This is a genomic window from Sorangium sp. So ce321, from assembly GCF_051530195.1.
Taxonomy (GTDB): Bacteria; Myxococcota_A; Polyangia; order Polyangiales; family Polyangiaceae; genus Sorangium.
This window is the reverse complement of record NZ_CP150329.1, coordinates 9,967,304-9,987,138: the sequence shown is the minus strand read 5'-3', so window position 1 is coordinate 9,987,138 and position 19,835 is coordinate 9,967,304. Positions and strand designations below refer to the sequence as shown.

The 19,835-nt window shown below is 75.2% G+C and carries 12 protein-coding genes; 5 read left to right on the top strand and 7 right to left on the bottom strand.

Features of this window, described 5'->3' with window-relative positions; all coding sequences use genetic code 11:
* Window positions 1-9: 9 nt before the first annotated feature.
* Window positions 10-1,791: a PEGA domain-containing protein gene (locus WME89_RS36855; RefSeq protein WP_438004299.1), complete on the bottom strand. Its 1,782-nt coding sequence runs from the start codon at window positions 1,789-1,791 to the stop codon at window positions 10-12.
* A gap of 25 nt (window positions 1,792-1,816) precedes the next feature.
* The gene (locus WME89_RS36850; RefSeq protein WP_438004298.1) at window positions 1,817-3,553 is read right to left on the bottom strand and encodes a serine/threonine-protein kinase; all 1,737 of its coding nucleotides are present in this window, start codon (window positions 3,551-3,553) and stop codon (window positions 1,817-1,819) included.
* A 376-nt stretch (window positions 3,554-3,929) separates the two neighbouring features.
* On the opposite strand from WME89_RS36850, the gene WME89_RS36845 reads away from it, so the two are divergent.
* Genes WME89_RS36845 through WME89_RS36825 form a run of 5 tightly spaced genes read left to right on the top strand, consistent with a single transcriptional unit; the run spans window position 3,930 to window position 8,783 of the window.
* On the top strand, window positions 3,930-4,514 hold the full coding sequence (locus tag WME89_RS36845) for a hypothetical protein (protein ID WP_438004297.1): 585 nt from the start codon (window positions 3,930-3,932) through the stop codon (window positions 4,512-4,514).
* A gap of 49 nt (window positions 4,515-4,563) precedes the next feature.
* Window positions 4,564-6,342, top strand: coding sequence for an OmpA family protein (locus WME89_RS36840; RefSeq protein WP_438004296.1), 1,779 nt, complete (start codon window positions 4,564-4,566; stop codon window positions 6,340-6,342).
* Between the two features lie 3 nt (window positions 6,343-6,345).
* Window positions 6,346-6,867, top strand: coding sequence for a Rab family GTPase (locus WME89_RS36835; protein ID WP_438004295.1), 522 nt, complete (start codon window positions 6,346-6,348; stop codon window positions 6,865-6,867).
* Window positions 6,867-8,018, top strand: a complete 1,152-nt coding sequence (locus WME89_RS36830; protein ID WP_438012017.1) for a sensor histidine kinase — start codon at window positions 6,867-6,869, stop codon at window positions 8,016-8,018. The genes WME89_RS36835 and WME89_RS36830 overlap by 1 nt, the downstream gene beginning before the upstream one ends.
* A gap of 3 nt (window positions 8,019-8,021) precedes the next feature.
* Window positions 8,022-8,783, top strand: coding sequence for a response regulator (locus WME89_RS36825; RefSeq protein ID WP_438004294.1), 762 nt, complete (start codon window positions 8,022-8,024; stop codon window positions 8,781-8,783).
* Window positions 8,784-8,944: 161 nt separating this feature from the next.
* Here the strand turns inward: WME89_RS36825 and WME89_RS36820 are convergent, their stop codons facing one another.
* From WME89_RS36820 to WME89_RS36800, 5 genes are all read right to left on the bottom strand, one after another.
* Window positions 8,945-9,679: a high-affinity nickel-transport family protein gene (locus WME89_RS36820; protein ID WP_438004293.1), complete on the bottom strand. Its 735-nt coding sequence runs from the start codon at window positions 9,677-9,679 to the stop codon at window positions 8,945-8,947.
* A 411-nt stretch (window positions 9,680-10,090) separates the two neighbouring features.
* The gene (locus WME89_RS36815) at window positions 10,091-10,426 is read right to left on the bottom strand and encodes a hypothetical protein (RefSeq protein ID WP_438004292.1); all 336 of its coding nucleotides are present in this window, start codon (window positions 10,424-10,426) and stop codon (window positions 10,091-10,093) included.
* Between the two features lie 61 nt (window positions 10,427-10,487).
* On the bottom strand, window positions 10,488-13,196 hold the full coding sequence (locus tag WME89_RS36810; protein ID WP_438004291.1) for a vWA domain-containing protein: 2,709 nt from the start codon (window positions 13,194-13,196) through the stop codon (window positions 10,488-10,490).
* A gap of 204 nt (window positions 13,197-13,400) precedes the next feature.
* Window positions 13,401-15,782, bottom strand: a complete 2,382-nt coding sequence (locus tag WME89_RS36805) for a protein kinase domain-containing protein (protein ID WP_438004290.1) — start codon at window positions 15,780-15,782, stop codon at window positions 13,401-13,403.
* Between the two features lie 172 nt (window positions 15,783-15,954).
* Window positions 15,955-19,644, bottom strand: a complete 3,690-nt coding sequence (locus WME89_RS36800) for a S8 family serine peptidase (protein ID WP_438004289.1) — start codon at window positions 19,642-19,644, stop codon at window positions 15,955-15,957.
* Between the last annotated feature and the right edge of the window lie 191 nt (window positions 19,645-19,835).

Below are 19,835 nucleotides of genomic sequence, written 5' to 3'. Positions count from 1 at the left end.
TCTCCTCCTTCAGAACTCATACCGCGCGATGAGCCCCGGTGTGAAGGCGGTGAGCACGGGGCCGCTCAGGCGCGCATCCGGGAACTGCCCCTGACCGTCGGCGGCAGCCAGGACATAGCCCTCCTCGGGAGCCCACCGGGGCTGCCTCGGGAGCACGACGACGATCGCCCTCGCGCCGGCGCCGAGCTCCAGCCGCTCGCCGAGCCGCGCCCGGATCTGGACCTCGGGCGCGACATACAGCCCCGGCGCGGCCAGCGCCTCGGTCGCGCCGACCTCGTACGGGGAGCCCGAGCGCGGCGTGAAGCGGCCGGTGCGCCGATCCACGAGCGCGCCGAGGAACGCGCCGGCGCCGAGCGCGAACGTGAGCGGGACAGGGCCATCGAGCCGCACGCCCGGCGACACGCCCAGGAGCGCGCCGCGGAGCAGGAGCGTGTCGTCCGCCGTACCGGGGTTGGGCGCGAGGCCCGTGGGGGTCACGGCCTCGGGGCGACCGGCGATCGTCTGGCGCGCGGTCAGGTAGCCCGCCTCGACCGCGAGCAGGACGCCCGCAGGGAGGCGGTAGCCGGCGCGCCCCAGCGCGGCGAAGGCGAGCCCCGGCGGCGCCGAGCAGCTCCCCGCGCACCGCCCCGCGACGTCGCCCCCGAACCCGGGGAGCACGCCCAGGTAGCCGTCCGCCTCGACGAAGAGCCGCGCCTGCGCCCACCAGAGCGGCGGACCCTGGACCGGCTCCAGCGCCGCGCGGAGCACCTCCCGCGCGCCCTCCCGCAGCGTCACGTCGCGCGCCTGGGGGACGAACCCCTCGGCGGCGATCGCGACGCGGTGCGCCCCTGGCCGGAGGGCGCCGTCCCAGCTCCCGCGCCCGACGCTGACCCCGTCGATGACGAGGCTGGCGCTCGCCGGCGTGGGCTCGACGCGCAGCGCGGCCGAGAGCCTCTCGGCGAGCAGCTTCAGATCCGTGACCTGGTCGAGCCGCACCGACGCCGGGGCCGGCTGCGTCCCGAGCCGTCCTTCGCCCCTCAAGAAGACGACGTGCTCGCCGGGCGGGACCAGCCCCTCCCACGGCGTCTTGCCGACGACCACGTTGTCGACGACGACGTCGAGCACCTTGCCCGCGGCCTCTTCCACCCGGATCCACCCGGAGTGCACGAGCGGCGTGAGCTGGATCCGGACTGGAACCGATTGCCCGCCCGCCACGTCCACGCGCACCTCCGCCGGCGCGAATCCGGGCTTGAAGACGCGCACGAGGCGCGAGCCGGCCGGCACGCGGAGCGGCGCGGGCGCGGGCGTCGCGCCGCGGGGGCGGCCGTCGATGGAGATGGCCGCGCCGGCCTCGGCGACGTCGAGCACCAGCGAGCCCACGAGCCCGCGCACCGCGGCGAGCTCGCGCTCGGTCCAGGCCCGCTCGGGCGCGGTGAGCTCCGGGAACGCGAGCAGGAGCTCGAGCATCTCGAGCTCCTCGTCGTACCGCCTGAGCCGGCGCAGGCAGAGCGCCGCGTTCTGGGTGGCCGCGCGGGTGGGATGGAGGCTGCGCGACCGGAGAAACTCGGCATACGCGGCGTCCCAGGCGCCGGCGTCGTAGAGCGAGAGCCCCTTGTCGAAGTGCCAGCGCGCGCCGTCCCTCGCCCCTGTCTCCGCGCCGCCAGGACGGGCCTCCGCGCCGGGAGCCGGCGCGCTCGGCGCGTCGGTGGGCGCGTCCGGCGCGGCCTCTGCGGGCACGGACGCCAGCGAGATCGCGACAAGGCCGGCGATGGCCGCGGTGCGGCGCCGGGATCCCGCGCTCCCCTTGATCATGAGCCTCGGCGCGCTCTGGCCTGGCTCACTCGAACTGCCTGTTCAGGTCGGGCTCGAGCGGCGCGGTGGCAGGCGCGGAGGCCGCCGCCCTCGCGGGAGACGCGGATCGATCGGCGTGGGCGGAGGTCTGCGCCGGAGCGGGCGCGGCGTCGCGCGGGGCGGAGCCGGCGTGCCGGGGGGGCGCGTCGGCGCGGCCAGGCGCCGGCGCGGCGAGCACCAGCCTGTCCGGCACGGCGCCCGACGCCTCGACGACGACGGCGCGGGTCATCTGGCGGCCGTCCTTCTGCACGTCGACCACGTGCGTGCTCCCGATCGCGCCGTGGATCTCGACGGCGCCGCCGTCCACGGCCACCGCGCGGCCGTCCACCTTCACGATGGCGCCGGGCGGCTCGATGGCGAGTCGCACCGGCACCGGCGCGTCGCGGGCCGCGGGCGGCGTGAGCGCGGGCGGCGTGGGCGCAGCAGCGGGCGCCGGGGCCGACGCTGCGGGGGCCGCGGCTGCGGTCGGCTCCCCGGTGCTGCGCTCCGGGCGCAGCTCCAGCGCGGCAGCGGCGGCCATGCCCGTCGCGCCCGCGGCGAGCAGCCCGGCCAGCTTGCCCCAGGCGCGCTTCTTCTTCGGCGCTCGCGTGGCCAGCGCGGCCAGGGTTGTGTCGTCCGCCGGGGCGCGCGGCGCGACCTCCGGCGCCGCGGCCGGCGCGACCTCCGGCGCCGCGGCCGGCGCGACCTCCGGCGCCGCGGCCGGCGCGACCTCCGGCGCCGCGGCCGGCGCGACCTCCGGCGCCGCGGCCGGCGCGGGGCCGGCGCCGTCGTGGCGCGCCGCGATCCCGTCCTGGGGAGCCGTCGACGCTGTGGGATCGACCGAGGCGTCGCTCCTCTCCGCGCGCAGCAGGGCGGACTCCGAGCGCATCGGCGGCCGCGCCCCCACGAGCGTGGCGAAGGCGTCGATCATCTCGTCCGCGCTCTGGAAGCGCGCCGCCGGGTCCCGCTCGAGCGCGCGGGCCATGAAGCGGTCCACGCCGGCGCCGAGCGCTGGCACGAGCGCTGACGGGAGCGGCCACGGCTCGGCGCAGATGGCGATGATCAGCCCGCCGAGGGTGTCGTCCTCGAACGGCGTCCGCCCCGTGAGCGCCTCGTACACGATCACGCCCATCGACCAGAGATCGCTCCGGTGATCGAGCTGCTTGGCCGCGCGCACCTGCTCGGGGCTCATGTAGCGCGGGGAGCCGATGATCACGCTGGAGGTCGTCATCGCGGACGGCGGCTGCTCCTGGACCTGCTTGGCGATGCCGAAGTCGAGCACCTTGACAATCACCTCGTCGCCGCAGCGCGCGAGGAAGATGTTGCTCGGCTTGAGGTCGCGGTGCACGAGGCCGATGCTGTGGGCGCGCCGCAGCGCCCTGCCGAGCGGCGCGAGCAGCTGGTACGTCGCCTCGAGGGAGAGCCGCCCGGCGCGCTCGAGGTGGGCGCGCAGATCCTCGCCCTCGAGCAGCTCCATCACCATGAACGGCGTGCCTTCCTCGACGCCATAGTCGAGCACCTGCACCACATGAGGGCTCTTGATACGGAGCGAGGCCTTCGCCTCTTGCAGGAAGCGCGCGCGCAGAGACCCTGGCGCGTCGCCCTCGGTGTTGATGAACTTGACCGCGACGTCCGTGTCGAGGAGCAGGTGCCGCGCGACCCAGACCGCCCCCATTCCGCCGCTGGCGAGCGGTCGCTCCAGGCGGAGCTTGCCCGCGATGAGCGCGCCCTCCCTAGCGAGCACAGAACGCTTCGAGGTCGTGGCGTCGCTGACCACAGGAGAGCGCCCCCATGTGCTCCCTTGTATCATGAGCCACAGCGCTCGGGGAAACTCAGGTCCTCCGAGCTCCTCCGGGCGGCGCGGCGCGCCGCTCGATCTCCGCGCGCTCCGCGCGCTCCCCGCCGGCCATGCCCTCTCGAGGGCTACCAGCGGCCATGGCGCTGACCCATGGAGCGCGGTGCGTGACGTGATGAACGAGGGCCTCGTATCCAGACAAGAAAGAAAACCCTGAGCGGGCCGGCGTCGCGGGCGCGACCGCGCGACTGGCAAGGTGCGGTGACGGGCGGGCTCGGCGCTCACCTGGAACACGCGCTGCACGTGGGGAGAGGGGGAATTGATCATGGTCATGAGGGTGAGCGGGCGGACGGAGCACGAAGCGAGCGCAGGACACGCAGAGTCCGCCGTCATCAACAGCCTGGAGCAGGTACGCGACATCCTGTGCGGCGCGCAGCTCCGCGAGCTCGCTCGCCGGCTCTCGCACACCGACGCGCAGCTCGCCGCCCAGGCGGAGGAGATCCGGAGCGAGGCCCGGCGGCGCCTGGACGTGCTGGAGGCCCACGTGCGCAGGGAGATCGAGTCGCTCAGCACGTCGCTCGAGGCCCACCGTTCGTCCGGCGCCTGCGCGCTCGGCAACGTCGCGCGCGAGTCGAGGGAGGCGCTCGGGCTGTTCGAGCAGCGGATCCAGCGGCTGGAAGATCTCGTGTCGCGCACGCAGCGCGAGTTCCGGCAGCAGCTGCTGGAGCAGTCCAAGTCGTTCCTGGACGAGACGCGGCGCACGCGGGACGAGCTGAGCGCCGCGCTCGAGCGCGAGCTCGCCGCGGCCTGGGCTGACGGCGCCGACGCGCCCGACGCGCCGGCGGCCGAGGGGAGCGCGGAGGCGGAGCGGTACCAGAAGGCGGAGCGTCGCTCGGACGAAGCCGCGTGAGGCGACGCCGCCGCCTCGGCGAGCAAGCACGGACATCCGGAGACGAACGATGGGACCACCGAGAGCGCGCCGCGGGACACCCCCGCCGGTCAAGACGCTCGAAGACCTCCGCCCCCTGCTCGTGGGCCCCGAGCAGCGCCGGATCCGGCGGATCGAGGAGCGGCTGGACGGGGCCATGGCCGGGATGGTCGCGGAGGTGCTGCCGCAGGCCGTCGTCGCGAGCCGCAAGAGCGGCGAGGCGCTCGCGTGGGCGATGGATCCGCTCATCACCCGCGCGATCCACGAGAGCGTGCGCAGGGACCCGGCGGCGTTCGCGGAGGCGATCTCCCCCGCGATGGGGCCGGCGATCCGCAGGTCGGTGACCTGCCTCCTCCGCGCGATGCTCCAGCGCCTCGACGAGGCGCTCGCCCTCGGCTTCTCCCTGAAGAGCGTGCGCTGGCGCATCGAGGCGCGGCGCACGGGGCGCCCCTTCGCCGAGGTGGTGCTGCTCCGCACGCTCGTCTATCGGACCGAGCAGCTCTTCCTGGTCCACCGCGGCACGGGGATCGTCCTCGGGCACGCGAGCGCCGAGGGCGTCCCCTTCAGGGATCCCGATCAGGTCTCGGCGATGCTCACCGCGATCGACGCGTTCGCGCACGATGCCTTCCGGACCGAGGAGCGGCTGGAGCACTTCCGCGTGGGCGATCTCACGGGGTGGGTCGAGCACGGCCCTTCGGCCCTCCTCGTGGCCATCGTGCGCGGCGCGGCGCCGCAGGAGTACGAGATCGTCCTGCGCGAGACGCTGGAGCGCCTCCACCTCACCTACGGGGATGAGCTCGCCGGCTTCCGCGGAGATCATGCGCCGTTCTCCGGCAGCCGCGAGCTGCTCGCGAGCTGCCTGCGCGAGCAGCGCCGGCCGGTCTCGCGCCGGGGTCGGTCCGCGCTCGCGGCGGTCGCCGTGCTGGCCGCGATCGCCTCGGTCGTCCTCGGCTCCTGGGCGCTGGGCGCGTGGCGGGATCAGCGCCGCTTCGCCGGCTGCGCCGAGGCGCTGCGGCGCGAGCCAGGCCTGCTCGTGACCGCGGCGGAGCGGCACGCTGGTCAGTATGCGTTCACCGGCCTGCGAGATCCGCTCGCCGCGGACCCGACGGCGGTGATCGAGCGCGGCGGCCCCGTGCGCCGGGCCGTCACGCTGCGCTTCGAGCCGTTCTACTCGCTGCACCCGCAGATCGTCGAGCGGCGGGTCAGGCAGGCGCTGCGGCCACCGCCGGGGGTCTCTCTGGTCGTCCGCGGCGGCGCCCTCGTGGCGAGCGGGGTCGCGCCCGAGCGCTGGATCGAGCGCGCGCGGTGGTCGGCGGCGGTGCTCCCGGGCGTGGCGTCGTTCGACGGCGAGCGCCTCCACGCGCAGGAGTCGGTGGATCGGGCGCGCGCCGCGGCGAGCGCCGTCGAGTCGATCGAGCTCCTCTTCTCCCGCGGCGCCGCCCGGCTCGCCGCCGAGCAGGCCGCGCGCGCCGGCGAGGCCGCGGCCGCGGCAGAGCGGCTGCTCGCGCTCGCGCGCGAGGCCGGCATGACCGCCGAGATCCGCGTGATCGGCCATGCGGATCCGGTCGGCGCGGAGGCGTCGAACCGAGCGCTCAGCCTGGCCCGCGCGGAGCACGTCGCGGCCGAGCTCCGCGCGCGCGGCGTCCCGCCCGACCGGCTGCGCGCGATCGGCGCGGGCGTGCGGCTCGCGCCTCCGTCCCCGTCCTGCGAAGGACGAGCGGCCGGCGCCGGGTGCGCTCCCGGCGAGGCCGAGCGGCGCGCGCGCAGCGTGATCTTCCTTGTGGACCTGCGCGCGGCGTTCAAGGACTAGGGCATGGCGGAGAAGCGCAAGGTCTGCATGCTGGGAGCCACCGGGGTCGGCAAGACCAGCCTCGTCGATCGCTTCGTCCGCAGCATCTTCTCCGGGTCTTACCGGACGACCATCGGTGTGACGATCGAGACGCGGCGGGTGAGGTGCGATGACCGAGAGCTCGACCTCATCCTCTGGGACCTCAGCGGAGAGGACGAGTTCCAGGAGGTCCAGATATCGTATGTGCGCGGCTCCGCGGGCTTCCTCCTCGTCATCGACGGCACGCGGCGCGCCACCGTGGAGACCGGGCTCCGGCTCCACGCCGCCGCGCGGGCGGTCGCCGGGGAGCTCCCGTCCGTCATCGTCCTGAACAAGGCCGATCTCGCGGCGGCCTGGGAGATCGACCGGGCCGCCGAGGCCGCGCTGAAGGGCGCCGGCGCGCTGGTCACGAGGACGAGCGCCAAGACAGGCGCCGGGGTCGAGGGAGCGTTCAGCGCGCTCGCGCGCGCGATGCTGGCGAGCGAGGCGCTCCTGTGGCGAGGCTGATGGACGTGGACGCCTCGCTCCTCTCGGCGCTGGACAAGCTCGTGATCGAGCGCCTGCACGACGGCAGCTTCGTCGTCCGCGGGGAGCCGCCGCCGTGGTTCCTCCGGCTCGGGGGCGCGGCGTCGTGGCGCGAGGAGCCGCTCCAGATCGACGGCGCGCTGCCGTTCCTGGAGGTGTTCCTCCCCGAGGCGGAGCGGGCCTGGTCCACCGAAGGAGCGCCCTGCGCGCGGTCCGACTGCTGGACGCAGAGGACCGACGACGACGAGGCGCTGCACCTCGAGGCGACGGCGCTCCGCGTGGGCCCGTCGCGGCTGCTCGTGATCACCCGGAACGACGCGCTCGTCCACGAGCGCCGCCGCGTGCTCCAGCGGGCGCGCGAGCTGCGCCTCGTGCACGAGGCGCTGTCGCGCGAGGTCGAGCGCAAGGAGGTCCTGGTCCACTGCATCGTCCATGACCTCTCCGGCCCGCTGAACAGCCTCCTCGGCGCCCTGTCCCTCCTGCAGGAGCAGCCGCTCCCGGAGAAGAGCGCGGCGCTCACCGAGATCGCGCTGAGGGCGGCCTTGCGGCAGCGCGAGCTGATCCGCGAGATCCTCGACGCCTTCGCGGGCGAGGGGGCCGCGCTCGACGCCTCCGGCGACGACCTCGCCGTGTCGGCGGACCTGCGCGGCACCGTCGCGCAGGTCGTCGAGGCGCTCGCGCCCGCGGCGTGCGGCCGCGGCGTTCGCCTCGAGGGGCCGCCGGAGCCCTGCGGGGGACCGTCGTGCAACGTCGTCGGCGAGGAGCGCAGGCTCGCCCGCGCGCTCTCCAACCTCGTCGAGAACGCGCTCCGGTTCACGGCGGCGCGGACGTCGGTGCGTCTCCTGGTGCACGAGGAGCCCGGGTGGGTGCGCGTGACGGTGGACGACGAGGGGCCGGGCGTCTCGCCTTCCGTGGCGCCGCGCCTGTTCCAGAAGTTCGCGCGCGGCGGCGATCCGGGGGCGGGCAGCGGCCTCGGGCTCTACGGCGCCCGGATCGCGGTGGAGGCGTGGGGCGGAGCGATCGGGTACGAGGCGCGCCCGGAAGGCGGGGCGAGGTTCTGGCTCCGGTTGCGGCGCGCCAGCGCGGGTGGCGCGAGGGGCGCAGGAGCCCAGGAAGAGACGCAGAGGGGGTGAGCCATGGCCAAGCTCTTGGTGATCGACGATGACTCGGGGACGCTCGCGTGGATGGCCGAGGCGCTGGAGGGCGCCGCGCACGACGTCCGGGCCGTGTGCAGCGGGAGCGCGGCGCTGGAGCTGCTCAGGACGTGGAAGCCGGACCTCATCGTCACCGACTTCCTGATGCCCGAGATGGATGGCTTCACCTTCAGCCGCCTGGTGCAGTCGCGCGATCGGGTGCCCGTGATGCTCGTCTCCGCGGTGAACAAGCCGGCGGAGGCGATCCTGCGAGGGGTCGCCGGCTACGTGAAGAAGCCCGTCACCACGCAGGAGCTCCGGGCCGCCGTCGAGCGCGTGCTCGGCGCTGCCGCCGAGGGGGTCACCCTCCTGGTCGTGGACGACGACGCGAGCATCCGGGAGTGTTACCGGATGATCCTCGAGCCGCGCTTCGTCGTGCGCGAGGCCGAGAACGGGCGTGACGCCCTCGCGCTCCTCTCGACCGAGGCGGTGGCGCTGGCCATCGTGGACGTGCACATGCCCGTGATGAACGGGGTGGAGCTCATCCGCGCGATGCGCGACGACGTGCGGTTCTGCACGATCCCGGTCGTGGTGCAGACGAGCGACCGGATGGCGGCGCGCGCCCCCGTCTGGACCGACCTGCACGTGGCGCAGACGATCATGAAGGACGAGTTCATGGACTGGCTCCTGACCCAGATCGACGCGCACATCGCGCCGGCGCCGCCGCGGGAAGCCGAGCGCGCGTGGTCGACCGCGAGCCGCTGAGCGGCGAGCGCAAGGAGAGCTGGCGTGAGCTCACCGACGTCGGCGCGGCGAGGAGCGCCGAGCTCCCCGCCACGGCTCCGCCGTGGGCATGGCGAGAGCAGATGGCTTGTCCGTCATCGAGGCTGACGAAGACGCGGAGCTCCGGGTCGGCGCGGGCGCCCTCAGCCGGGCGTCCACTGCGGGTTCGCCGTGAACAGGCCGGACCCGATGCTGATGTCGTAGGCCAGGAACAGGCCGAAGCCCACGCTGAGGACGGCCGCGACCGCGGCGAGCGCGTTGTGCATCCCGCTGGAGCGCGCGCGCGTGAACGCGAACGGCACCGCGAGCGCCCCCGTGATCAGCATCATCCCGGCGACGGTGCCCACGCCGAACAGCGCGATGTAGCCGACGCCCCACCGCGGGTCGCGCACCGTGGTGAGCACGAGGAGCGCCACCGCGGCCGACCCCGCGAGCCCGTGGACGACGCCGATGAGCAGCGGCCGGAGGCTCACGTAGACGCGCGACGCTCCGAACACGCGGTCCGCCCAGCCGAGGTCGTGCCGGTGGCCGTGGCGGTGCTCGGCCGCGTGCGCCGGCGGCCCGCCCCGCCCCGCCGCCCGGTAGAGCCGCGTCAGGTGATACCCCCCGAGGCCGATGAGCATCAGCGCGACAGCGAGCTCCATGGCCAGGCCGACGTGCGGCGGCACCACGAGGCCGAACAGCAGGATGGCGCCGCCGATGACCATCAGCGTGAGCGTGTGGCCCAGGCCCCACATCGCGCCGATCAGCAGCGCCACGCCGAGGCTCCGCACCCGGCTCACGACCGTCGCCACAGCGATCACGTGATCTGCGTCAGTCGCGTGGCGCATGCCGAGGGAGAACCCGAGGAGCAGCAGCGGAAACGCCGAGGCGAGCATGCCCCGTCTCGTAGCACGGACCGCGCGCACCGTGCTACGACGGCGTACGGCGGCCCGATCTTCCGGCGCGACCGGCCACGGCCGTCCTCCAGCGCGACCGGCCACGGCGGTCCTTCCGGCGCGACCGGCCACGGCCGTCCTTCCGGCGCGACCGGCCACGGCCGCCTTCCAGCGCGACCGGCCACAGCCGTCTGCCGGCCCGCGAGCTCAGCGCAATCAGCAGAAGAGGAGATCTGGCGAGCTCACGAGGTCAATCCGGAGACACCCGATCAGCGCGGTCTCTCTGGCGCGCTCATCCATGACAGGGACACAGCGATCGTCCTCTGGCGCGCTTGCGCTTCTTCCAGCGCGCCTCGAGGAATACAGACTCCTTGTACCAGCGTCAGGAGCGGCGCTGTTCAATCGAGCATGTCAGTTCGCCCTGTCTCGACTCAGCGCGTCGATGGCCTGCTGCATCCAGATCGCGTCCTCCTCGGCTTGCTTCAGGCCATGCATCATCTGCGCGCGCAGCGTCCCCGATGTCTCGCGGATCCCGCGCCGAAAGACCTCTGCCGCGCGCTCGTGGACGACCTTGAGCCACGGGGCAAGGAGGCGTCTGTCGAGCGGTCCGGGAGCGTCCAGGACGGTGATGCAGGCCTCGATGGCCTCGCGCATGGCACGGGATTCGAGCGCGTCGGCGAAGGCGGAGAACTGGAGAAGCGACTCTCGCAGCGCAGCGCGACCGGTCGATGAGACTCTCTCTGTCATGGCCGCGCTCAGCCTACCACCTGACCGGCGCCTCCGCCCGTGCGCGCACGGCGATCGCGCATCAATGCAGGTGCGATCGCCCCGCCGTCTCCAGCAGCATCGCGAGCACGAGCGGATCGCCGAGGCCTTGCTCTGCGCCCATGTGCGCGCGGAGGCGCGCCAACCGCGCAGCGTCTTCCAGAAACAGCGGCTCGTTCAGCCGGGCCGCGGCCTCATGAAGGATGCCCTCGCGCTCGGCGAGCAGCGCGGCGGCGCCGCCGCGGTCGCCTCGCCCGACGCGAGCCGCTGCCTCGGCGAGCGACTCGCCCGCGGCGAAGCCTTGAAGAGTCCGCGACACAGAGGCGTCGACGGACGCCGCGCTCGCCGCGTCGCTGTCCGCATAGCGGACCTCGATCGGGATCTCGTCGATCACGTTCTTCCTGGAGATGCGGTCCTTATATCTGATCTCGACGGTCGCGACGGTGCGCTTCCCCACGCCCGGGCCGGCCCTCAGCTTCAGCAGCAGGGCGTGCCGGTCATCCCGCGCGAACACCGGCATGAAGAAGCGCATGCCGCCCGCGGCGTCCTCGTGGCGATCGGCCGCGATCCGGTCACGCGAGAGGGCGGCGATGTCCGCCGCGATCTCCTGGGCGCGCACGCGGGAGGCCTCGGCGTCGTTCAGCCGCCGCGAGCCGTAGACGCGGAGCACGTCGACGCCGCCCTTCACGCGCACGCGCACCTCGACGGCTGTCGCGACGGGGTCGAGGCGCCTGTCGAGCTCGGCGGAGAGCGCCGGCGCGATCTGCTCGGGGTCGCGCAGGTAGTAATAGCCGCCGGCCCCGTCGCTCGCGATCGCGCTCATGAGCTCACCGTCGAAGTCGTCGCCCAGCCCGAGCGCGCTCGTCTGGACGCCGCGCTGGAAGGCGTCGAGCGCGAGCCGCGCGAGCCGCCCGCCGTGCGTGAGCCCGCTCGTGGCGCGGCCGTCGGAGAGGAGCAGCACCACGCGCACGGCGTCCTCCGGGATGTCCGGCCGGCTCGCCTGCGCGTAGCCCAGCGAGAGCCCCGCGCCGATGTTCGTGCCGCCGCCCTCGTGGAGCCCGGCGATGACGCGGCGGATCGCCTCGCGGCGGGCGCCCACCGGGCCGTCCTCGATCATCACCTCGGCCTCGCTCGAGAAGGTGGTGAGCGAGAAGTCGTCGGTCGGCGCGAGCCGGTCGACGAGCGCCTGCGCCGCGCGGCGGGCGCTGTCGATCGGCGCGCCGGCCATCGAGCCGCTCGTGTCGAGGACGAGGTGCACCGAGAGGTGCGGCCGCGCGGGCGACGACACCGCGGAGGAGCGGAGCGCGAGGCGCAGGTGGAAGGCGCCGCCGCCCGGGGCGAGCGCGGCCCGCTCCAGGTCGGTCCGCAGGCCGAGCGCCTTGCCGGGATCGATCGGGATCGCCGGGGCGTAGCGGGCGCCGACGTCGCTGACGAGCTCGCGCTCCTCCGCGGGCACGACGCCGCGCGCGAGGGCGGCCTCGAACGCGGCGAGGTGGCCGCCCCCGGGCCGGTAGGTGGTGGCGAAGCGGCCGTTCGGATCGATCGGGGCCTCGGCCTGCGGGGCGTAGTCGCCCGGCGCGGCGATCGACGGCGCGGAGCCGCCGGGGCGCCCGTGCCCGCTGCCGAAGCCCTGGCCCGATCCGGCGCCCGCGCCGTGGCCGATCGTCCCGACGGAGCCGAGGCCGAGCCCTCCGCCGCGGGCGTCCCCGATGCCGTCCAGGGGGAGGCCCGCGCCGCCAGCACCTCGGGGCGGGCTGTCGTGTCCCCACGCCGCCGTGGGGGCGCTCGGGTCGCCGCCGGCCCCGGCGTTGAGCAAGCCGATCATCCCGAACTCGGCCGAGTCGCGCAGCGCCTCCAGCCGCGTCACGCGCGGATCGGGGCTGTCGATCGGGCCCGTCACCCCCCACCGGTTGCCCATCGCCTCCGCGCGCCCGGGGCGCTTGCCCATCGAGCCCTCCTCGCCCTTCGCCCTCGTCCCGCTGCCGCCCTCCTTCGCGTCCGCGGCGCGCTCCGCTGCGAGCTCGTGCTCGGGCGACGCGCGCAGCTCGCGCTCGTCCGCGGAGGCGAGGTACCGCTGCACGAGCGCGATCCGCTCCGCGCTCATCCCGGACGACGGGTCGAGGAGGGGCGGCGCGCAGCGCGCGAGGGCGCCGAGGAGCCCGAGGTGCAGGGCCGCCGAGGCGGCGTGCAGGGCGAGGCTCTTGCGGCTCACGAGCGAGCGGCGCACGCGCTCGCCTGGGGCGACGTCCGCGCCGACCTGGATCCGCACGCCCGCGAGCTCGACGTCGATCCGGGCGTGCGCGGGCAGGGGCACGAGCACCGCGCCTTCTACGTTCGCGACGTCCGCGCGCGTCGCGCCGGCGTGCCGCTCGCGCGCCGCGGCGGCGGACACGGGCGCGCCGCCGAGGGCGAGCGTGCCGGTCGCGGCGGCGAGCAGGACGAAGCGGACGCGCCCTGCGCGGTCGACCTCGAGGAGCGGCGCGCGGCGCGCGCCGAGCACGCGCTCGGGGAGGAAGACGTCGCACGGGCGGCCGTCGTCGCGCCGCTCGCCGGCGTCGAGCGCGCGCGGCGGCGTCAGGTGCTGGACGAAGAGGACGGTCGTGCCCCAGGAGATGAGGATCTCCACGGAGCGCACCGCGGCCTCGGTCGCCTCGCAGGTGCTCGCCGCGTCGGGCTGCCCCGCGGCCGTGGGGGTCGCGTCGGTCGTCGCGGCGACGCCACGCCCGGCGCGCGTCGTGTTCGCGTTGCGCATAGATCTCCCTGTGCGCCGCGAGAGCGGCGCGCTGGCGTCGTTGGATCCGCTGGAGGACGCGTCGCCCCGCGCCCTCGCGGCGAGGCCCTCCGGCCGCGGTGGCCGGCCGTCTCCCTCGCGCCCTGAGAGACAGCGGCCCCGCGGCGAGGTTCCGGCCGATGGGGCGGCGCTGCGCGGCGTCGCCGCGTCACCGCGGCGGCGCGATCAGCTCCACCCCACCTGCAGCACGCACGCCCCCGCGCAGCCGGACCCGCAGCGCAGCTCGAGGAGGCGCGTCGTGCGCCCCGACGTCGCGAGCAGCGCCCGCAGGAAGCCGCTCACGTAGCGGCACATCACCGGCGCGAGCCCCTCCGGCAGCCAGAGCTCGACCTTCGCGCTGTGGGTCGAGGTGCGCTCGAACTGGACGCGTCCCCATGCGTGGAACCGGCGGAGCAGCGGCCCGGCCACCTCCAGCAGCGCCTCCGGCGTCCGCGCGACCTGGAGCCTGCGCAGCATCTCGGTGAGCGCCGCGCTCGCGAGCGCGGCGCCGAGCGCCTCCACGCTCACGAAGGCCTCGCCGTCCAGCGCGCGCAGGTACGCCACGAAGGGCGCCACCGGGTAGAGCGCTCCGTCGTCTGTCACCGCGGCGAGCGCCTCGCGGTCCGCTGGAGCGAGGCCGCCCAGCACGCGCGCCTCGCCCGTGTCGCCGAGCCGCCGCGCCACCTCGGCCCTGCAGAGGCGGAAGGCCAGGCCGCGGCTCTGCGGCACGCCGTCCTGCGGCGCCGAGACCGGGCCCTGCGCGCGCTCCCCGGGGCTCGCGAGGAGCGCGGCCGCGAGCGCGTCGACGAAGGCGACGGGCGAGGCGAAGCGCCGCGACGGCTCCGGATCGAGCGCCCGCGAGAAGAGGGCGTCCACGCTCGGAGAGAGCCCCGGCCGCGCGCGCGAGGCGGGCGTGACGTCCCCGCGCTGCTGCAGCGCGAGGATGCCGTACGAGCTCGCGGCCTCGAAGGGCGCCCTGCCCGTCAGCATGGCGTAGGTGACCGCCGCGAGGGCGTAGGTGTCGAGCGCCGGCTGCGGGTGGGCCGCCCCGGGGATCATCTGCTCCGGCGCCGCGTAGCCGCGCGTCCCGCCGACGAGGTGCGGCCTCGGGCTGCCCAGGCGGAGCCCGAGCCCGAAATCGATGAGCACGGCCCGCTCGATCCGCGTGTCGAGCAGGATGTTCCCCGGCTTCACGTCCGCGTGCACGTACCCCTCGGCGTGCATGCTCGCGAGCGCGCCCGCGATCTGGCGGATGACCGCGAGGACCTGGTCGAAGGGCATGAGCCCGCCCTGCGGCGCGCGGTCGACGATGTGGCGGTGGATCGTCTCTCCCTCGACGTACTCCAGGATGAGGTACATGCGCGCGCCGTCGAGCTGCCCCCAGCCGTAGAGCTGCACGATGCTCTGGTGCCTCAGCCGCACGAGCGCCTCGGCCTCGCGGAGCAGCGCGCCGTCGTCCGGCTGCGTCAGCACCTTGAGCGCGACGAGCTGGCCGAGGAGCTTCTCGCGCGCCAGGTAGACCTGCGACTGCCCGCCCTCGCCGAGGATCGCGGTGATCCAGTACTTGTCGTCCACGAGATCGCCGGGGGCGAGCCGCGCGCAGCGCTCGCCGCCGTCGCCCCGCGCGGGCGCCTCGGCGCTCTCCGGCGCGCCCGGCGACGTCGGCTGCTGGTTCGGCTCGGTCACCTGGGGTGCCAGCCCGGAGCGCCGCGCGAGCTGCTCGCTGACGAGCCTGGCCGCGAGCTGGAGGGTCGCGATGCTCCCCGCGTCGAACTGCCGGGGCTCGCCGGAGACAGCGCACACGCTCCCGACGGCCCCGACCCCCTCCAGGACGACGGGGAACCCCGCGTACGACCGGACCAGGTTCATGGTCACGAGCGGGTTGTCCGAGAGGACGGGGTGCTCGCGGGCGTCCTCGACGATGAGCGGGGCGTTGTCGCGCGCCACGTGCTGGCAGAACGACCACGAGCGAAGCGTCCCTCCGGCGATGGACAGGTCGCGGGGGAGGCCGGTCGCGCCGATGAAGATCTGCTTCGCGGAGTCGATGATCGTCACGACGCTGGCCGGCGTGCCCACGCCCCGCGCGACGAGCTCGGCGACGGCGACGAGCTCGGGGTCGGGCGTCGTGCTGCGCAGGCCTCGCCGCTCGAGCTCGGCGTCGCGCGCGGGGTCGTCGAGGGGGTCGGCCGCGCCGTCCGCCGCCCCGCGCCTCAGGGTGGCGACGTCGCTCCTCGACGGGAGCAGCGCATCGAGGAGCGCCTCCGCGGTGGCCGGCTTGTGAACGACCGCGGCGACCTGCTCGTGCCCGCGCAGCCGCTCGAGGAAGGCGCGGAACCGGGAAGTGACGATCAGCCGCGCGGGCGGCGGCGTCGGGGCCACGGCGCGGATCCAGCCCTGGCCGATGGCGCTGTCGAGGTCCGCGACGATGGCGTCGGCGGCCGCGCAGTCCTCGAGGGTGGGGCGGGCGCCGGGGGGCGTGCAGACCGACCACCCGGCGTCCCGCAGCACCTCGGCCATGTAGTCGCGCTCGGCGGGGATGGGCTCCAGGAGCAGGACGTTGCGCGTCATGGCATCGCCAGCGTACCTCGCCGGGGCGGCGGGAGGCGTGGGGCCTCTGCCGGTCGGCCGTCTCCGGTGTCCCGGCGGCAGCGCGGCTGTCCCTGGCAGACCGTCTCCGGTGTCCCAGCATCAGCCGAGCGAGCCCAGCGCCACCGCCTCCGGTGCCGCCGCGGTAGCCCGGCTACACCGGCATCGACGGCGGGGCCCCGCGGCCAGCCCCGGCGGCGGTCGCGCCCCGCCGCCTGCGCCAGAGCGCCGCCGCGCCGACCAGCATCGCCCCCAGCGCCGCGCCCTCGCCGCGATCGCCCGGCCCGCGCCGCGGCTCGCCCCCCGGGGTCGCGCAGTCGCAGCCGCCGCTCAGCCGGAGGATGAGCGGGTCCTGCTGCCGCGCCTCGCACATATCCAAGGTGAGCGGGCGCGCCGCGCTCCGCGCGCCCCCCTGACCGAGCGGCGTCTCGAGGTTGCCCGTGTTCCGGTTGTCGTGGTGGAAGCTCTCCCACGCGACGAGCGCGTCCGCCGGCGCCTCGGTGTGCCAGGCGAAGAGCCAGCCGTCGCGGGTGCCCACCACGACCTCGAGCGTGCCGTCGCCGTCGACGTCGCCCACGGCGGGCGTCGTGGTGATCGACTGGCCGGTGAACTTCGGGAACCCGCGCGGCTCCCGGCCGCACCCGTCGAAGGCGTGCAGGAAGTAGCCGCTCGATCCCGTCAGCACCTCGGGGTAGTCGTCGCCGTTCAGGTCGACGACCGCCTGGCTGTTCCCCAGCGTGTGATCCTCGAGGACGAAGGGGGCGCGCGGCAGCATCGCGCCCGACCTGCCGCTCCAGACGGCGAGCAGGTGAGGCCCGGAGTGCCCCGCGCCGCGCGCGCCCGTGAGGGCGATCGCGGTCGCCTCGGTGGCGCCCGAGGCGATGACGTCGGGGGTGCCGTCCTGATCGATGTCGCCGAGCGCGGGCTGCGAGAGCAGCGGGATCATCGTCCGGGCGCCCGCGGCGGGCGAGAGGGGGCCGAACGTCGGGTCGAGCCCGGCCTGCGCGCCCGCCCGCGCCCGCGGCAGCGCGCCCGCGGGCGTCGCCAGGAGCTCCTCCTGCGCGCCGGGCGAGGCCGGAAGGACGAGCGGCGGCGCGCCGTTGCCCTGGACGACGCCCGCCAGCGTGCCGTCGAACTGCCCGACGACGCCCGAGGCCGTGATCCCCTCGGCGAGCGGGCCGAGCGAGAGCGACGGCACCGTGACGGGCCAGCCCGCGAGCACGGGGCCGGAGGGCGCGGCCGTGCCGCGCGCGTCGAGCACGTAGACGGCGCCGGCGTGGCTGTCCGTGCCGAGCCGCTCGGTCGAGCCGACGAGCAGGTCGGGGAGCGCGTCGCCGTTGAAGTCGGCGACGGCCGGGGTCGCGAGGAGGCGGCTCGGCGCCGGCTCCTGGGCGAGCGGCCCGGTGTAGTGCACCTCCACCGGCCAGCCGCGCAGCGCGCCGCCGCTGGCGTCGAACGCGTGGACCTTGCCGTCGAACGCCGCCTGGATCACGTCGAGCCGGCCGTCGCCGTCGAGGTCCGCGAGCACCGGCGAGGCGAGGGCCCCCCGCGCGATCCGCGCGTCCGCGGACATGCACGGCGCGCCCGCCGGCGCCCCTTGATCGAGCGGGCAGGAGGGGACCTCGGGCAGGCGCACCGGCCACCCGTCCTTGACCCGGCCGTCCGCGCCGACGACGTAGATCGTGCCCGGCCAGGTGGAGATCGCGATCTCCTGCGCGCCGTCGCCGTCGAGGTCCGCGATCGCGGGCGCGCTCAGGATCGGCTCGCGGCCGAGCTCCCAGTCCACCTCGCTGTACGCCTGCGCGTCCCGGTAGAAGGGCACGCCCTCGGCCGGCGCGGGCTCGACGAGGCCGTCGGTGTGGCGCGTCCGGAACGGGAACTCGAGCAGCTGCTTCGGCCCCTTCGGCGTCACCTTCAGCACGTGCAGCGCGCCGTCGGCCGTCGGGTAGACGATCTCGCGGAGGCCGTCGCCGTCGATGTCCGAGAGCTTCGGGCTGCCCCCGCCGCTGTCGCCGACACGGTAGGGGAACCCCTCGACGAGCGTCGGGTCGCTGTCGACGTAGTACGTGCGCCGCGCCTCGCCTTGCACGTCGCCGAGGGCCCCGCCGTAGTGGGCGAACGCGCGGACGCGCACCGTGATCGCGCGGTCGTTCTCTCCGTGGGGGCTGTCGGGGTCACGCGCGTGGGACGTGTCGATGGTGCGCACGTCGAGCGAGGCCAGCGGGCCGTCGCTGCCGGTGACCACCGTCGGCGCGATGTTCATCTCCCTGCGGATCGCCCTGAAGTCGGCCTCGAGCGGCTGCACGCCCGCGGCCCACTCGACGGTGTAGTCGTAGGACATCGCCCGCGCCGCCGAGATGGTGCCCTCGATGGGCACCGGCCCCTGGACCTGATCCTTGTAGAGGACCTCGAACCACCGCGGCGCCGTGAGGTCGACCGCGGGCGGCAGGCGCCCCTCGCGGAGCGCCTCGACGGCGCGGCTCGCGTTGACGCGGCCGTAGCCGAACCGCTGATCGAACTCCGGCTGCGAGAAGCGGTACGCCGAGCCCGGCTCCCGCGACTCCGGCACGTCGATGTCGTCGGCTGTCGCGATGAGCAGGCCCTGCGCCTCTCCCGGGGTCAGGGTGACGCCGCGCTCGAGGGCGGCGGCGTAGAGCAGCCCCGCGACGCCGGCGATCCCGGCGGTCGCGTCGCTGGCGCAGCCGGGGCTCGACACGGCGAGCAGGTTGTTGCCGCCGAAGCTCGAGCAAGGAGAGGCGTCGATGAACGTGGTCGACGTCGTGACGCTCTGGCCGTCGAAGCGGACGGCGCTCACGGGCAGCGCGTGGTTGCTCGTCGCGGGCGCGCTGTGGTGGTGCGAGCCCGTGTTGCCCACCGACGCGACGACGAGCGTCCCCTTGCCGTGCGCGTGGTCGAGCGCCTCCTGGAGGAAGCTGGTGCTGTCGACCGCGGTCACCGGGCACTGCGCGACGTCGGCCCGGCTGTCGGCCGCGTAGAGGAGCGCCTTCGCGAGGTCCTGCGCGTCGGCGACGTGGCTGTCGCCGACGCGCAGCGGGATCAGCCGGCAGCGCGGGCAGATGCCGGCGCCGCCCAGCTGGTTGTCCGTCTGCGCCGCCGCGGTCTTCGCGCCCTCGGTGCCGTGGCCGTTGCGGGTGTCGTCGAACGGGTCGTTGTCGTTCTTGAAGAAGTCCCAGCCCGCGATGTCGTCCGCGTAGCCGTTGCGATCGTCGTCGAGCCCGTCCGAGAAGTGGAGGAGGAGATCGCCGGCGTCGAGCCGGCCGTTCCCGTTCCTGTCGCCCTTCGGCCGTCCTGCCGACGCTTCCGGCGTGAGCGCCGGCGTGTCCTTGTAGTCCGACGCGGAGAGGATCCCGTCGCCGTTGCAGTCGAAGCCGGCGAGCTCGCCGTCGCCGGCGCACGGCGCGCCGTCCGCGTGCTGCGGCTTGTGGGCCGCGAGCTCGCCCTGGTTGAGCCACACCTTGTCGACGAGATCCCCGTCTCCCCAGAGGATCCCGGAGTCCGTGATCGCGATCCTGACGCGCGGATCCCCCTGGGTGAAGCGCCAGGCGAGATCGACGGACATGCCGGCGGCGGACTCCTCCGGACGGGGGCGGAAGCGCCCGCTCGGGGCCGGGACGAAGGAGTAATGGCTCCACTGCCCGCTCTGCGTGGCCGAGGGGCCGTAATCGGGATCGGTCGGCCAGTAGTCCGGATCGGCCATGTCCGACGCGTCGGCCGAGGCGGGCGGCGGCCAGTCGCCGGACGCGTCGGAGGGAACGAGCGCGCCCACCGCGGCGCCCCCGAGCGCCCCCAGGAAAGCAAGCGAGGGAAAGCGAGCGCAGCGCATGCCGGGAACCTACCATCGGTCCATGCGCGCGAGGCAACCGGCGCTTTCAGCAGGAAATCGGCGCTCCCGCCGCGCTGCTCGCGCGCGCGGTCCGCGCCCGGTTCGCGCGTGGTTCGCGCGCGGTTCGCGCGTGGTCCGCGCCCGGTTCGCGCGCGGTCACGCCCTGATTGCGGTGATCTTTGCCGCTGCGA

Excerpts from the sequence above, each read along its gene's own strand:
- WME89_RS36810 (WP_438004291.1), bottom strand. The coding sequence starts at position 13,196 with ATGCGCAACGCGAACACGACGCGCGCCGGGCGTGGCGTCGCCGCGACG.
- WME89_RS36800 (WP_438004289.1), bottom strand. The coding sequence starts at position 19,644 with ATGCGCTGCGCTCGCTTTCCCTCGCTTGCTTTCCTGGGGGCGCTCGGG.
- WME89_RS36815 (WP_438004292.1), bottom strand. The coding sequence starts at position 10,426 with ATGACAGAGAGAGTCTCATCGACCGGTCGCGCTGCGCTGCGAGAGTCG.
- WME89_RS36825 (WP_438004294.1), top strand. The coding sequence starts at position 8,022 with ATGGCCAAGCTCTTGGTGATCGACGATGACTCGGGGACGCTCGCGTGG.
- WME89_RS36805 (WP_438004290.1), bottom strand. The coding sequence starts at position 15,782 with ATGACGCGCAACGTCCTGCTCCTGGAGCCCATCCCCGCCGAGCGCGAC.
- WME89_RS36820 (WP_438004293.1), bottom strand. The coding sequence starts at position 9,679 with ATGCTCGCCTCGGCGTTTCCGCTGCTGCTCCTCGGGTTCTCCCTCGGC.
- WME89_RS36835 (WP_438004295.1), top strand. The coding sequence starts at position 6,346 with ATGGCGGAGAAGCGCAAGGTCTGCATGCTGGGAGCCACCGGGGTCGGC.
- WME89_RS36840 (WP_438004296.1), top strand. The coding sequence starts at position 4,564 with ATGGGACCACCGAGAGCGCGCCGCGGGACACCCCCGCCGGTCAAGACG.
- WME89_RS36845 (WP_438004297.1), top strand. The coding sequence starts at position 3,930 with ATGGTCATGAGGGTGAGCGGGCGGACGGAGCACGAAGCGAGCGCAGGA.
- WME89_RS36855 (WP_438004299.1), bottom strand. The coding sequence starts at position 1,791 with ATGATCAAGGGGAGCGCGGGATCCCGGCGCCGCACCGCGGCCATCGCC.
- WME89_RS36830 (WP_438012017.1), top strand. The coding sequence starts at position 6,867 with ATGGACGTGGACGCCTCGCTCCTCTCGGCGCTGGACAAGCTCGTGATC.